The 15,194-nt window shown below is 38.0% G+C and carries 13 protein-coding genes and 1 rRNA gene; 2 read left to right on the forward strand and 12 right to left on the reverse strand.

All coding sequences use genetic code 11. The features are described from left to right. Window positions 1-46 precede the first annotated feature (46 nt). From C7Y47_RS15750 to C7Y47_RS15765, 4 genes are all read right to left on the reverse strand, one after another. Window positions 47-1,339: a transglutaminase domain-containing protein gene (locus tag C7Y47_RS15750; protein ID WP_142509641.1), complete on the reverse strand. Its 1,293-nt coding sequence runs from the start codon at window positions 1,337-1,339 to the stop codon at window positions 47-49. 114 nt (window positions 1,340-1,453) lie between these two features. Further along, complete coding sequence (locus tag C7Y47_RS15755; RefSeq protein WP_142509642.1) at window positions 1,454-2,611, reverse strand: transglutaminase domain-containing protein; 1,158 nt, start codon at window positions 2,609-2,611, stop codon at window positions 1,454-1,456. Window positions 2,612-2,858: 247 nt separating this feature from the next. Continuing rightward, window positions 2,859-3,119, reverse strand: coding sequence for a metal-sensitive transcriptional regulator (locus tag C7Y47_RS15760; RefSeq protein ID WP_004233098.1), 261 nt, complete (start codon window positions 3,117-3,119; stop codon window positions 2,859-2,861). Between the two features lie 73 nt (window positions 3,120-3,192). After that, on the reverse strand, window positions 3,193-3,912 hold the full coding sequence (locus C7Y47_RS15765) for a glycosyltransferase family 2 protein (RefSeq protein ID WP_255505211.1): 720 nt from the start codon (window positions 3,910-3,912) through the stop codon (window positions 3,193-3,195). Between the two features lie 355 nt (window positions 3,913-4,267). On the opposite strand from C7Y47_RS15765, the gene C7Y47_RS15770 reads away from it, so the two are divergent. After that, a complete protein-coding gene (locus tag C7Y47_RS15770) occupies window positions 4,268-6,205 on the forward strand; it encodes a tetratricopeptide repeat protein (protein WP_142509643.1) in 1,938 nt (645 codons plus the stop codon). Between the two features lie 549 nt (window positions 6,206-6,754). On the opposite strand, the gene C7Y47_RS26280 is transcribed toward C7Y47_RS15770, so the two are convergent. From C7Y47_RS26280 to aceA, 7 genes are all read right to left on the reverse strand, one after another. Next, window positions 6,755-6,889 carry a hypothetical protein gene (locus C7Y47_RS26280; RefSeq protein WP_436970113.1) on the reverse strand — a complete coding sequence of 45 codons (135 nt, stop codon included), beginning with the start codon at window positions 6,887-6,889 and terminating at the stop codon, window positions 6,755-6,757. A gap of 72 nt (window positions 6,890-6,961) precedes the next feature. Further along, window positions 6,962-8,332: a sensor histidine kinase gene (locus tag C7Y47_RS15780; protein WP_142509653.1), complete on the reverse strand. Its 1,371-nt coding sequence runs from the start codon at window positions 8,330-8,332 to the stop codon at window positions 6,962-6,964. Continuing rightward, window positions 8,332-9,003, reverse strand: a complete 672-nt coding sequence (locus C7Y47_RS15785; protein WP_142509644.1) for a response regulator transcription factor — start codon at window positions 9,001-9,003, stop codon at window positions 8,332-8,334. The genes C7Y47_RS15780 and C7Y47_RS15785 overlap by 1 nt, the downstream gene beginning before the upstream one ends. Window positions 9,004-9,133: 130 nt before the next feature. After that, the gene (locus tag C7Y47_RS15790) at window positions 9,134-10,231 is read right to left on the reverse strand and encodes a DUF1648 domain-containing protein (protein WP_142509645.1); all 1,098 of its coding nucleotides are present in this window, start codon (window positions 10,229-10,231) and stop codon (window positions 9,134-9,136) included. Window positions 10,232-10,234: 3 nt separating this feature from the next. Further along, entirely contained in the window at window positions 10,235-10,630 is a 396-nt protein-coding gene (locus tag C7Y47_RS15795) for a GntR family transcriptional regulator (protein WP_142509646.1), read from the reverse strand. Between the two features lie 460 nt (window positions 10,631-11,090). Next, window positions 11,091-12,689 carry a malate synthase A gene (aceB, locus tag C7Y47_RS15800; protein ID WP_142509647.1) on the reverse strand — a complete coding sequence of 533 codons (1,599 nt, stop codon included), beginning with the start codon at window positions 12,687-12,689 and terminating at the stop codon, window positions 11,091-11,093. Between the two features lie 110 nt (window positions 12,690-12,799). Further along, window positions 12,800-14,083, reverse strand: a complete 1,284-nt coding sequence (gene aceA, locus C7Y47_RS15805) for an isocitrate lyase (protein ID WP_142509648.1) — start codon at window positions 14,081-14,083, stop codon at window positions 12,800-12,802. Between the two features lie 214 nt (window positions 14,084-14,297). On the opposite strand from aceA, the gene C7Y47_RS15810 reads away from it, so the two are divergent. Continuing rightward, a complete protein-coding gene (locus C7Y47_RS15810; protein WP_142509649.1) occupies window positions 14,298-14,969 on the forward strand; it encodes a LytTR family DNA-binding domain-containing protein in 672 nt (223 codons plus the stop codon). A gap of 149 nt (window positions 14,970-15,118) precedes the next feature. Here the strand turns inward: C7Y47_RS15810 and rrf are convergent. After that, window positions 15,119-15,194: ribosomal RNA gene (rrf, locus tag C7Y47_RS26285) — 5S ribosomal RNA — on the reverse strand; the annotation flags it as partial.

Raw genomic sequence — 15,194 nt, forward strand, 5'->3', positions numbered from 1 at the left:
AACGTGTATCTTCTGGCATGTCACTCATATCATTTTATTGATCAAGTTAAAGCGCCATTTTCTTTAGTTCATTTGTCGTGAAATATAAATAGTTGTCCTGCACAAATAAATCCTTCGTTTCTTCCCTATTTAATACTTTTTCGCCGCTTCCATCCGGGCGAATCTTTGTTAAATACGCTCCTTGTGAATAATTACTAAAATATAGCCAGCCATCTGCATAAACGATGTACTGTGCACGTGATTTAGTGACGCGTTTCGATTTACTAGTTTGTAAATCAAGCACGTACAACTTATTATCATCAGCAACATTACTATAAAATATTTGTTGCCCTACTTGTGCAGCGAAATCTACATTATGAAAGTAGCTATACACTGTACTCGTTGCTTTCGGGTAATCTTTAGCAATCCACGTATGATCCTTTGCCATCGTTCGATCATCCACTAAAAAGTATTGATAGCGAACCGCCCCTTTACGATCAGGTACCGGGTCATTCCATGTTGTATCGAGGTGATACCATTGACCATCCAGCTTTACTAAATTCCAAGCATGTCCTTCCTGTCCGACATAGCCTATGATATATTTCGTTTCTATACCTAGCTTTTGTAACATCGAATGAGCCAACAACGCATAGCCCTGACAAACACCACCATGTTCCGCAAGCACTGTATAAGCGCTATGTGGACTTGAATTCGTTTGATCTGTATAGGCGGTATTGGCGACGATATAATCATTGACAGCCCTAACTTTCTCTACATCACTTAATGATTTCTTATTGATTGAGGCTACTATCTCTTGCACATTCATTTCAACAAATGATGCTTGTTCTGGTGTCATTAAATAACTTTGCTCTCCAAAGATTTTGGCTGTTTTCCTTCCATATTCAAAACGAATTGAATGCTTACTAATATGTCCATATACATAATCATCTCGTTTTATAGCATTTTCATAGGCCTCTTCCACTAACTGTTCAATTCGTTGTGTATCGCCTTTATATTGAATCTCAAACGTAGGTGAAAAACTACTATAGTACGCATACATCGCATCAGCCATTTCCTTTGCATTAGTTACAACTAACTTTGCTTCAGGTTTTTTGGCTACAGAAGCTGTAACGGCTCCTCCTTCTGGCTTTTCTTCTATAGGTGTGGCCGTTTCAATGGAGGTATTCTCTGAAAGTTTAGCAGTAACATCTATGATTTTGTCCTTTGTTGAAAGAAGCACCGTTTCTATTTCATCATTATTTGCCCAAGTTATTACTTGTTGTACAACTGCTTTACCAGCCGTATAAATGGGGTCAATAAAAATAATTAAAATTACAATAATGGCTAATTTTTTCCACAAAATCCTCACCTCCAACCGTTTTCCTGTTTTCATTATATACAAAAAAAGCACAAAGGACTCACTCGGAAGTCCTTTTGTGCTGTCATTTTATAAATAGAAAAGAATATTTGAAGTTTATTTTATTTTAAGCTTCTGTTCTTTGCCATTAACATTATAAACTAAGTAATTATCATTAATTCTTAAATCAGAAACTACTTGCTTCACGAGCATCTCAGTTTTTAATGTTTTAAGATTTAATTTTGTTAAGTAGCCACTGTTACTGTAATCACTGAAATATAAAAAATTATCCGCTCCTGTAATATACAAAGCACGTTTATCAATGACCTTTGTTTTTTTACCACTTGCTAAATCCAGCGTATACAATTTATCTTTGTCTGCCGTATTGCTAAAGTACAGTGTATTATTAACCTGATATGCAAAATGAACATTTTGCATATAGCTATATTTTGTACTTGTTGCAGCAGGATAATTTGATGCTATCCATTTATGATCTTTCTTTAGCTGTGCATCCGTTACTAAAAAATAATCATACGAAGAAGCACCGTAACGATTTGGTAATGGATCATTCCATGTTGTATCTAAATGATACCATTTACCATCAATCTTCACTAAATTCCATGCATGTGCCTCGTTATTATTAACAGTACCAACAACATATTTTACATCGAATCCAGCTTGTTCTAACATTTTATAAGCTGTTAACGCGTAGCCCTGACATACAGCTTGTCCTTCCATTAACAATGCATAAGCACTATGAGGACTAGCCTTTGTTTTAGTACCATATGTAGTATTTGACACAATATAATCATTAATTGCTTTTACTTTTTCGAATTCTGTTTTCATTGAAGGCTTAATAATCGTTTTTAATATTTGATCCACCTTTTTTTGTACGGCCGCTTCTTGCGTTTGGTTTGTCAAATATTTCACTTTAAATGTCACATTACCCATTGAGTCTGCAGAAATAGCCGTACTCTCCATATGACCACTCGCATAGACTGCTTGTTCCTGTGCTTTTTCAAAGGACTTCATAAAATTCTTTTTGAAATCAGTCATTGATCCACTATATGTAATTTTAATTTCAGGAGCGAAATTATTTAATTGCTTTACGATTTCTGTTGTGAATTGATCCCAAGTTGTTACTTTATTATCAGCTACTACATTATAAGCAAACACAGAGGAAGTATTTACTGAGCGAGCGTCTGCATGTTGAGCATAGGCTGCTGTTGGACTTAACATCAACAATGCTGCTCCGCTTATCAACCATTTCTTCACAATAAATCACCTTCCATTTGTTATATTCTTGTAATTAGAATAACAGAGAAAGGAACTACAAATCTATCGGACAAGTTCACTATCCATGACTTTTAACCATATGTACAACACGTAATAAATAGGTATAAATACCTCGAAATAAAATATAAGTATCGAATTAAACTATATTTTTGTAAAAAAATAAAAACTCACCTGTTTTAAAGTGAGTTTTATGATGATCTTTTTTATAAGGTAGGCTTCCCTTTTTTTAACGGCTTTTCACCACTAAATTAACTGCTTCTTGAATAGCTTCATTCATTTTCTCGCCATCACCTTCAGCATTTTGTACACATTCTAAAAGATTCGTACTAACAATAACACCAACTGTACGATCTACTGCTGAGCGTACTGCCGATAATTGAGTAATGACTGCCTTACAGTCTTTTTCTTCTTCCATCATTTTTAAAATTCCACGTAGCTGACCTTCCATCCGTTTCACACGATTTTTCACTTGATCTGAATATTCCATCATCATAGCTCTCCTTCTTTCTATACTTGCTACGTTCTTGAGTAATTTTTATATTTTATCCTAGCATATTACTTCACCTATAGTTATTTTCCCTTGGATTTAAATAATTCATAAGCATTTTAGCAATAATTGACCCTGCATTTGTTATTTCATCATACTGGATCACTGTATTTTTCTTTATTCGTAGCTGGCCTATCTCTACTTCAAAAATTGGACACTTTCTTTTAATTGCCGCAACTAACATATTAGTGTCGTAGTCATATCGTTCACCTTTTACTTTCATCAGCCACGGTAGCTCTTTTTTAGAAATAAAGCGTAAACCAGTTTGTGTATCCATCAGTTTTCTATGATAAAGGATTTCAAAAAACAAACTTGTTGTTCGATTACCCCAATATGATAAAAACGTGCTGTCCGAGGAATGGAAATTACGTACGCCTAACACAATTCCTTCAGAAAATACCTTTGTCATTGTTAAAACTAGCTTCACATCCTGTAAAGAATGTTGCCTATGAGCACCTACTGTTATAACACCTTGAAACATCCCCCTTTGCTCCATTACATAGGCAAAGGCTGTTTTTAGTGCGCCTCCCTTTCCAATATTGTTGTCATGCTCTAGTACTCGACAGCAGTCAATCTTTTGTAATTCTTCAAATACATTTGCATATTTTTGGTCGCTACCATCATTGACAATAATAACTTGGATAATAGTGGTGGCTAATAATTGGTTGACATAGGTTATAAGTGACTGTTGTGGATTATAGGCTGGTATAATTGCTGCAATATTTTTCATCATTTCTATCCCCCGGATAATATGAAACTTTGGCATATGCACTCTCTAATAATCGTTACTGAATTTCAACAAATCTCCTTATAACAAATAGTATCATGTATCGAGGACAATTCAACAATAACGGTATTTTCCCGATATATGAAAAAAGAGGATATCATCGTAGTGTATTGTTGATTTCCGTCCCGACAGCAACAGCACGATATTGGTCACGAAGGCGTTCCCATAGGATGTGATGGTTTTAGCCTTCGTTCCTCTATCGCTGATCTTCAAGGGTTCACCCAGTCGGAACGGAAATCAACTAATATACTCGGTGTTAACAAATTAAATATCCAGATTTTTAGTGAAGAGCATACAAAGAATGAAAGAGGTGATTGCTATCGTTGTACAATATGAAATCCTCCAAGATCAATGTAAGAAGTTAAAAGCTTTGTGCTTGGTGAAATTGGCTAATAATTTACAGGATGCTAGCTCGCTCGCCATTGCAAAGCCAGCTCTATCTCTTCAAAAATCACTCCTAGTACTGGAGGAAGTTTTATATGAACTTTATAAGCTGGAAATGCATACCGAACCGAAGCTAAAAAATATTCGATCATTACTCAATAATCGTAGCTTTGTTGCAAAAATTCATCCGCGTCGCATTTATTTATTAATGAATCTTGTAAGCAAAATGACTTCTAGTAATAGAAGTGAAGTTGTGGAGGCAAAGGCAGCAAAAATTGTTCTTGATTATATAAGTGATATTGTAGAATGGTTTATCGAACGCTATGACCGCACCTTCAAGGTAAAGTTGATGCGGCAAAGCTCCCGCTTTGAAGATATAACTTCAGCTTTTGATATAAATACGCTACTTCAAGATGACCAATCAACCGAGGCCTATAAAACTGCTGCAGACTGGTTTGAGCTTGCCGCAAAACAAGGGAATGCAAGTGCTCAATATAATTTAGGCGCTCTTTATAATCAAGGGCGTGGTGTTAAGAAAGATTATGCAGTTGCAAAAATGTGGTATGAACGTGCCGCTGCGCAAAATGATGCAAACGCGCTTTATAGCTTAGGCGTGTTCTATCATTTAGGTCACGGTGTTATCCAAAATTATGAAGAAGCCGCTCACTATTATAAAGCTGCTGCAGATTTAGATAACGCAGATGCGCAGTACAATCTAGGAGTCCTATACAATCAAGGACTCGGTATGCCACTAAACTTTTCCGAGGCGGCAAAATGGTACATGCTAGCAGCCAATTCAGGGAATACAAGCGCTCAAAATAATCTTGGATTCCTTTATCACAATGGAACTGGTGTCGAGCAAAGCTATGAGGAAGCTATAACCTATTTTGAAATGGCTGCATTAGCAGGTGATGCTAGTGCTCAATATAATCTTGGCTATATGTACCTTAAAGGTCGTGGCATCTCGCAAAATTTTGAAGAAGCTGCGCAATGGTTCCATTTAGCTGCACTTCAAGACCATACAAATGCAGAATTTCAATTGGCTATGCTATATAACACTGGACAAGGTATTCCTTATGATCACCTAGAGGCTATAAAATGGTTTAAGCTCGCAGCACATAAAGGACACTTGAATGCCCAATACTGTCTTGGTGTGCTCTATGTTAAAGAAAACGATATAACTTTAGCTAAAAAATGGTTACAGCTAGCCGCTAACAATGGACATATAAGTGCGGGCTTTGAGCTTGGACGTATTTATATATACCACCTCCAGCAACCAGAGAAAGCTCTCCCTTACTTTAAAGTGGCTGCTGAAAAGGGTTATGCTGATGCTCAGTACGAGCTCGGATTATTATATGAAGCTGAATTGAATTATGATGAAGCAGTAAAATGGTGGAGGGCCGCTACTGATCAATCCCATATTCAGTCTGAATATCAATTAGGGTTATTATATGAGCACGGATTAGGGATCGAGCAGGACCTAGAAGAGGCACGACGCTGCTATCGACTAGCAGCAACCCAAGGACATGCCGGTGCTCAATATCAGCTCGGTAATTTATTTGATAAGGGTAACGGTGTCGAACAGGATTATACTGAGGCTGCGAAATGGATTGAACAAGCTGCCGCTAAGGGACATGCCAAAGCACAATATCAATTGGCTCAAATGCACAGTCATGGGCAAGGGGTACCAAAGGATTTTGCGAAGGCCGCCCAGCTGTATCGACTCGCTGCCAATCAAGGGCATCAAAAAGCACAATTCCAGCTTGGTATGCTTTACAAAAAAGGACACGGCGTTGCACAGGATTATACTGAGGCAACAAAATGGCTTAAGAAGTCTCTTGAAAATATTAAATAAAGGACTCGTTAGCTAAAGTGGGGTTGATTTCCGTTCCGACTGGGCGCTTTATTGCTGACGCTTCGCTTTCGCACAGAGCAAAGCTTTCTGAGGGCGTCCGATGAACCACTTCACTCAACCTATCCACATGAATACATTTTAACAGAATGTCATCCAACTTTTTGTTTTAGCGATTAACTTTCATGTTTTATCAAATGTCATATCTAGCTTTTGATAACGAGCCAAACAAAACTGTTCTTCATAAAAAATACCGTGTCACTCTTATTAAAGACGGTGACGCGGTATGTTGATTAGTTTTTCATTTCTTCTTTTTGATCTACCATAAACGTTACAACGATGAATAAAGCAAAGCTGTTGTCCCACCTACGATAAAGAAAATCATTGTAAATGTTCTGCTAAAACTAAATGGACTCAAATTGTAGAACCACATGCCTAGCGTTAAGCCAAAAACACCGAGAACCGCGGATCAACCAAGTACTGTCACTAATTTTTGTGATTTCACTTTAAAGGTACGATAGCAAGTACCCCATGCAAACATACTTAACCAATCTATGAGTAAATATGTGCATGTATCGGTTTATATTCGTAACTACCTGAGCTGGACATATGTGAGCCTAGATACGTATCAAATAAGGCAAAAATCGCAGCAAGACGAATAAGGCGTATACTCCATCTTTGTTCCAAACGATACCCCCCTAAGCTTTTTCAACTTATTTAGCAGTTTATCTTGTGAACATAAACTTTAGGTAATCCTCATTACAGTTTAGGTAAGTGGACACGCACTTTCGTACCGGAATTTATAACACTGTCCATATGAACCGTTCCTCCATGTAACTCAGCAATTTGCTTCACGATGGCTAGTCCAAGCCCAGTACCTTGCTTTGTTCTGGACGCATCTACTCGATAAAAGCGATCAAATACCTTTTGTAGTTGCTCGGCAGTCATTCCTATGCCGCTATCCTCAATAAGCACTTCAACTGAGGTTGAGGATTGTTGTATGTGAATATGAATTTCTCCACCTTCGACATTGTATTTAATGGCATTTGTCAATAAATTATCCCACACATTTTGTAATAACCCAGCATCGCCATCATATGTTACTGGTTCAAGCTGATACGATAATTGTACATTAGCGTCTTCAAGCTGCCAGCGATATTTTCTTACGGTTTCCTTTAATTGCTCATCTAAACGATAAGGTTCACACTTTAACAACCTTGTAGATTGATCGAGTGACGTTAGTAATAGTAATTGCTTCGTTAATGTCGACATACGCTTCGTTTCTAGTTCAATAATCGTTGTATATTCCTGCCTTTCCTTGTCGGTCAGCAAGGGATTCTTTAGTAAATCTACATAGCCTTGAATATTCAACAATGGTGACTGAAAATCATGCGATACATTACTGATAAACTCTTTACGTATTCGATCATTTTCCTGTAATTTTTCTGTCATGACATTAAAGCTAACCGCTAATTGTCCAATCTCATCTGCTCGATCTATATCCAGTAGCGTATCGAATTTTTCATGTGCAAGCTGATGTGTTGCCTCTGTTAGTTGTGTAATAGGGCGAATTAGAGCCTTAGCAAAAAGTAGCATTGCCAATAGACTAATTACTGTCATCGTAAGCATAAGTCCACCAAGTATCGTATGCACTTCAGAGAACAACAAGCGAATATCAGGTCTAATGAACAGTGCATACTGCTTATTTTCATAAGTAAACGACACACCTATCGTATTAATTAACTCATTCGCAAAAAAGCCTGTCACAAAAGTCTCTTTTGGAAAATCACGCATACCATGATAAATTTCCCCTTTTAAAACACGCTTGACTGTATTTGATGGTAATGTTTTATCACGATACTCACCTCCGAAGAAATGCCCTTCGCCATCAGTTGTTACATAAATTTGATAACCTATTTCACCAAGAGTCGTTAAATAATTATCTAAATCGTTAGGCTTTGATGACTCAATGTATTTCGCAATATCCTGCGCAATTTTCACATTTTTAGCATCGTTTTTTTCCTTCACAACTTGATGATAATACGTATTTGTCGCTAAAAAGCCGATACATAAGCTGCCAATCATAACGAGCATCGTCGTGACAACAAATCTACTATATAACGTTTTTATCATGTACTAACCTCAAGCTTATAGCCAACACCACGCACTGTTGTAATCTCAACACCTGATTTATAACGATGAAGACGTTCACGAATCCGCTTCACATGCGTATTTAAAGTCTGCTCATCTCCATCGTAATCATAGCCCCACACCTGCTCCATAATAAAGCTACGTGTAAACACCTGATTCGAGCGAGATGCTAGTAATGCCAATAGTTCAAATTCCTTTAGAGGTAGAACAAGTGTATCTTCCCCAATGACAACCTCAAAGCTTCGACGATCAATAACGAGTCTACCCACCTGGATGGTTACCTGATTTTTCTTATCGAATCTACGCAATATCGCGGCTATGCGAAACAGCAATTCTTTAGGTTCAAAAGGCTTTACAACATAGTCGTCTGAGCCTGCCAAAAACCCTCGTTCTTTGTCATCAAGCTCGCCTTTTGCTGTTAATAACAATACGGGGATATCGTACTCCTGGCTCAATGTCTCGGTTAATGTAAAACCATCCATTCCTGGCATCATAACATCTACAACTGCCAAATCAGGCAAGTTTCCTTCAAGTAATTTAAGAGCCTGTTGTCCGTTTTCTGCCTGTATCACCTGATAGCCCTCTCTTGTCAGATAAATATTCACTAGCTGTAAAATATGTACATCATCATCTACAACGAGAATTTTCATTCAGGTCAACCTCCATCCAACTTGTTTCTGGTACACTATTTTAACAAAAAATCCGCCGAAAAAAGTTAAAGTCTCCGGCGGATGTCACAGAATTATGCCGAGGCATAATTGATAACTTCATTTTTTCATATTATAACGAAAAGAAAGAAATAAACAGCAATATAAGTAACGGCAAACCAATTACGATATAGCCACGTGGATTTGTAAAATTCATCGTCCAACCGACCCCAAAGCGTTTCTCTACAAAAACGGAAGGATCTTGACGATTCGCATAAATTAATCCTCCCCTCCAATAGAGATCCTCATCAACATCCATTACTTCTGAAACGACATTGTCTCCATAGCTCACCCTCAGCTTGCGTTTCTTCCAGGCGTAAACAAGGACTAAGCCAAGAACAAGCAATAAGAACAAAATAAATACCGGTAGTAGACTTTTTGCTGTAGCCATTGAAGGGTAGATGTTGCTTAGCTGTAATACTGTAAATAATATTGTAAAGGCATAGCTTAATAACATAATGCTCCAACTCATATACTTTCGGCTTTTTAACTGCTCTTCCAATGATTCTTCCTTACGATTAACAGCCAACCTGATTGCTGAACGCTTTATAGAATCTACAATTCCCCACATCATACATTGCATCATCAACATAACAAGTGGCAGTGAAACAGCAGTAAAATATGTTTTGCTTCTCCATGAATCCGCTTCACCACTAGGTCCCCAGTGTACAGCAATGTGATCTGGTATTTGATCATAATGGCGGAATGTAAAGATAATTAGAAACGCTGTAACACCAAAAGGGATTACATAAAATGGCCACGGAAGCATTTCATCACGACTACGTGCTGTTAAGTCAACAGCACGAACTTGTTTTATAGTTAAGCCCCATTGCCCTTCCTTTTTAAGTTTTAAAATTTTTTGATAGTTTATCCAATATAATGTCATACTGACTGCAAGCATTGCAAATAAGCATCCAAGCAGTAAAATACTTTGCATAAACTCAGATTGTGCAAAATAATAATAGCTAAAAATCATTATCATTAATAATATGACACCAAATATTCCAACGATTTGAGCATAATGCTTTTTCATATTACGTAATACAGGATGTTTTACATTTTGTTCAGGTACAGTAACGCCAAAAATGATTGTCTCACGTACTATATATGGAACAAATACTTGTAGAGCTAATGTTAAGAGGTAGACGGTTAAGAAAACGAAAAGTAGCATGTGCTACACCCCTTCTGCAGGTATTTGCAAATCAGAAAATACCTTTTTTATCATATGCTCGATTTGTTCAGCTGTTGCGCCGAGCACCATTCCTTCTACCACAACAGGCTTTAGGTTTTTTTCAATTTGTTGAAATTGTTCAGGAGTTAATGCTCGCTCCTCAGTTGAACGAATAATAGCACCTGATTTGGCTCTTATAGTAATGATCCCCTTTTCCTCTAGCTCATGATAGCTTTTATTAACTGTGTGCATATTGACGCCCAGATCTGCCGCTAAACTACGTACAGATGGTAGGGTATCTCCTGGTTTCATTTCTCCTCTTGCAATACCTTCAATAATTTGCCGTGTTACCTGTTCATAGATTGGTACATCAGATTGTGGCTCTATTTGAATAAACATTAATATCATCTCCAAAGTTGTTATATAGCTAATATAACAAATAATCATTTTTTGTGCATAAAAAATGAGACCAGTTGGATTTCATATTCAATATGAACAATCGAAAAAAGGAGATGTCTCATGATTAATTCGAGACATCCCCTTTCAACTATTACTAATGTCATAAATTTCATCAACTAGCGGTGTCGGTCAAGGAATTTTAGAAGGTAAAAAAATGCCTTACAAGCTCCCCATCTAAGCTCATAAGACATCCTTCACCTATTTAAATCTCTTTTTATTAATAGACCCCTTTTTTTGTAACCGCGTTCATTTTTCAGTAAGGAACGAGGGAACAGATCCCGCCCGTTACACTAGTGGAATAAGGTGGACTCCATTCGAGTTTAGTCCACAACAATTTAGGAAAGTTTGGATATGTTCGTTTCGTAGATTCGTATCTCAAATCAATTATGCTAAAAGCAAGTTAAGCTAATTTTTCGTAGCCTGGAAGCGTCAAGAATTCCACAAATTCGTCTTGTTCAATTAAAGATTTAAACAGCTCAGCAGCTTCTTCATAGTGTCCGCTGTTATAGGCTTGTTCCCCAACAGCCTCTTTAATTTTTACAAGCTCTTCCTCCAAGCTATCTAGTACAAAGGCCAATGTAATACCACGGCCATCATCTAAGACACCTTTTGGATGACGAATCCATTGCCATACTTGTGTACGAGAGATTTCTGCAGTTGCAGCATCCTCCATTAAATTGTTAATCGGTGCAGCTCCATTGCCTCGTAGCCAAGAAGCAATGTACTGAACCCCTACACTACAGTTAATACGAAGACCTTCAAGTGTAATTGTACCTTCTGGAACAGCAACTAAATCTTCCGCTATAACATTTACATCCTCACGCTTTTTATGGATTTGGTTTGGTGTCGTCATAATCGCGTCAAACTGTTCCATTGCCGTTGCAACCATACCCGGGTGCGCTACCCAAGTACCATCGTGGCCATCTGTTGCCTCGCGACGTTTATCTTCTGCAACCTTTGCAAATGCTACAGCATTCGCGTCGTCATCCCCTTTAACAGGAATTTGTGCTGCCATACCGCCCATAGCAGGAGCATTACGTTTATGACATGTTTGAATACATAAAGATGTATATGCCTTCATGAATGGTACAGTCATTGTCACTTGCCCACGGTCCGGTAAAATTACATCAGGCTGATTGCGCAGACGTTTGATATAACTGAAAATGTAATCCCAGCGCCCACAATTCAGACCAGCTGAATGTTCACGTAGTTCATATAAAATTTCATCCATTTCAAATGCTGCTAAAATCGTTTCAATTAATACAGTAGCCTTAATTGTCCCTTGTGGAATTCCGATATAATCTTGTGCAAACACAAAGACATCATTCCATAAGCGTGCCTCCAAATGGCTTTCAAGCTTCGGTAGGTAGAAATAAGGTCCCGTACCTTGCGCCAATGCATTTTTAGCATTGTGGAATAAATACAGACCGAAATCAAAGAAACTACCAGAGATCGGTTCGCTATCCACTAGTACATGCTTTTCAAGTAAATGAAGACCACGTGGACGAACTAATAACACAGCTGTGTTTTCGTTTAATTTATACGTTTTACCATTAGATGCTTGTGTAAATTCAATTGTCTTATTAAGAGCATCACGCATATTAATTTGACCGCCAATCATGTTTTCCCATGTCGGGGCAGATGCATCCTCGAAGCAAGCCATAAACATTCTTGCACCAGAGTTTAATGCATTAATAACCATCTTACGGTCAACAGGTCCTGTAATTTCTACACGACGGTCTTGCAAATCTGCTGGAAGTGGTGCAATTGTCCAATCCCCCTCACGGATATGCTTTGTGTCTGGTAAGAAGTTGAGTTTCTCACCTGCATCAAGACGCTTTTGGCGATCTTGACGAGCCTCTAACAGCTCTTTTCGACGAGCATCAAATTTTTCGTGCAGGGCAAGAACAAACTCAATGGCTTCTGGTGTTAAAATTTCTTTTGTCTGCTCGTTTTGTTCCCCAACAATTTTAAGCTTACCTGTTGTTGCTTGTTCCATCAGTTATTTCCCCCACCTTTGCGAATTTAAGTAGTCATCCCCCGCTTTAGGAGGAGCGGAGGAGACTAATCTATGATTATGAATTTAGGAATACGCGTACTTTGTGAAACTTAAACGAATTGTTCTGTCTCTGTAGAACCAGCCATTGCCGTTGTAGAAGACGTACCACCAGAGATAACTTGTGATACATCATCAAAGTAACCAGTACCTACTTCACGTTGGTGACGTGTAGCTGTGTAGCCTTTTGATTCTGATGCAAACTCAGCTTGTTGTAGCTTAGAGTATGCAGCCATACCATTATCTTTATAATCATGTGCAAGCTCAAACATAGAGTGGTTCAACGCGTGGAAACCAGCTAATGTTACGAATTGGAATTTATAACCCAATTTACCTAGCTCGCGTTGATATTCTGCGATTTCTTCTTCTGATAAATTTGCTTTCCAGTTGAATGAAGGTGAGCAGTTGTATGCTAGTAATTTACCTGGGAATTCAGCATGAATAGCTGCCGCAAATTCACGAGCTTCCTCAAGGGATGGTTTAGAAGTTTCACACCAAATCAAGTCTGCATATGGCGCGTAAGCTAAACCACGAGCAATCGCTTGTTTAATGCCTGGTTTTGTACGGAAGAAGCCTTCTGGAGTACGTTCACCCGTAATAAATTCAGCATCACGCGGATCGATATCAGATGTTACCATATCAGCAGCATCAGCATCTGTACGAGCGATTAAAATCGTATCAACACCCATTACGTCTGTTGCAAGACGAGCAGCGATTAAGTTACGAACAGCATTTTGTGTTGGAAGTAACACTTTACCACCTAAGTGACCGCACTTTTTCTCAGAAGCTAATTGGTCTTCTAAGTGAACACCAGCGGCTCCAGCTTCAATCATTCCTTTTACAAGCTCAAATACGTTTAGAGGACCACCGAAGCCAGCCTCAGCATCTGCTACGATCGGAGCGAACCAATCAAATTGATCTACACGTCCTTCAGCATGATCAATTTGGTCTGCACGTTGTAAAGCTTGGTTGATACGCTTAACCACTGCTGGAACAGAGTTTGCTGGATATAAGGATTGGTCAGGGTACATTTGACCAGAAAGGTTAGCATCAGCAGCTACTTGCCAGCCCGATAAGTAGATTGCTTTTAATCCTGCTTTTACTTGTTGTACAGCTTGATTACCAGTCAATGCACCTAATGCATTAATGAACGGTTCTTCTTGTAAAGACTTCCAAAGTCGAGTCGCACCTTTAGTTGCTAAAGTTTGTTCAAGTACTACAGAGCCCTGTAGCTTAATAACCTCTTCAGCTGAATATGCGCGTTCAATACCAGCCCAACGAGGGTTCTCTGCCCATTGTTTTTCTAATGTTTGGATTTTTTCTTGACGTGTTGACATATTGAAATTCCACCTTCCCCTTTGTCTACAATATACTCTGTTAAAAAACTTTTAATTAGCTGTTCCATAACAGGTTTATTTGTTATAAATTAATATATAACAGTACATCTGAATTTTCATTATTTTTAGATAAAATACCAAATTTTAATGACAAAACTGCTTTTTTGGGCGACGAAATTTGGTAAACTGTTTACAAACAAGGGGGATATTCACAATGAAAAATGAGTTTAATTCTTTGCCAAAAGATATATCGCAACAGTTTATTTCAATGTTAAAAGACTGGGTTCCGGCCAATTCATCCATTGCAATTGCTGCTGAAAACTCCTATATCTATTTTCATTCTGGACATCAAAACATTAACTTGGAAATAGGTCAACAAGTACATTCTGGTAGCATTGCCGAGCAAGTACTACGCACAAGGACACGAACAGATGCCGTTTTAGATAATTCCTTATTCGAAACACCCTATTATGGAATAGGTTACCCTATAAACATATTAAATGTGCCTGCAGCACTTGTTGTAGTTTTACCTTCAACCTTTACCGAAAAGAAATTGGAGCCCTTTCAATTTTTAACTGGAAAGCAAGAAGAGGAATGGAATCCTGTTGCAATTGAAAAAATCTCTCATATTGAAAGCCTGCAGAAAAAAACGTGGTTTTATGTAGAGGGGGAACAATTTAAAACAAGTATTACTCTTAAAGAACTTCAAATGCGTCTACCGCCATCTTTTATTCGCATTCACAGGTCTTATATTGTTAATATTCATTTCATAAAAAAAATGGCTCGTGATCTTACTTCTAATTTTATTGTCACTCTAAAGGATGGTAGTGAACTACCTGTTAGCCAATCTTATTTAAATAATCTTCGAAACGCCCTTGAATTTTAGATTTTGCCTTGCGTAATTGTTGTTGCTGTCGCTTCGCTTTCGCACAGAAAACATTGCTGATTGAAGATAAAAGGCTGTCCTATACATTTATTGTATAAGACAGCCTAAAAAATAAAAAAGCCTGAGAAAAAAATCTCAGACTTTAGATTGCCTAGCGACGTCCTACTCTCACAGGGGGAAGCCCCCAACTACCATCGGCGCTAAAGAGCTTAACTTCCGTGTTCG

The organism is Lysinibacillus sphaericus (assembly GCF_006864135.1).
Classification (GTDB): domain Bacteria; phylum Bacillota; class Bacilli; order Bacillales_A; family Planococcaceae; genus Lysinibacillus.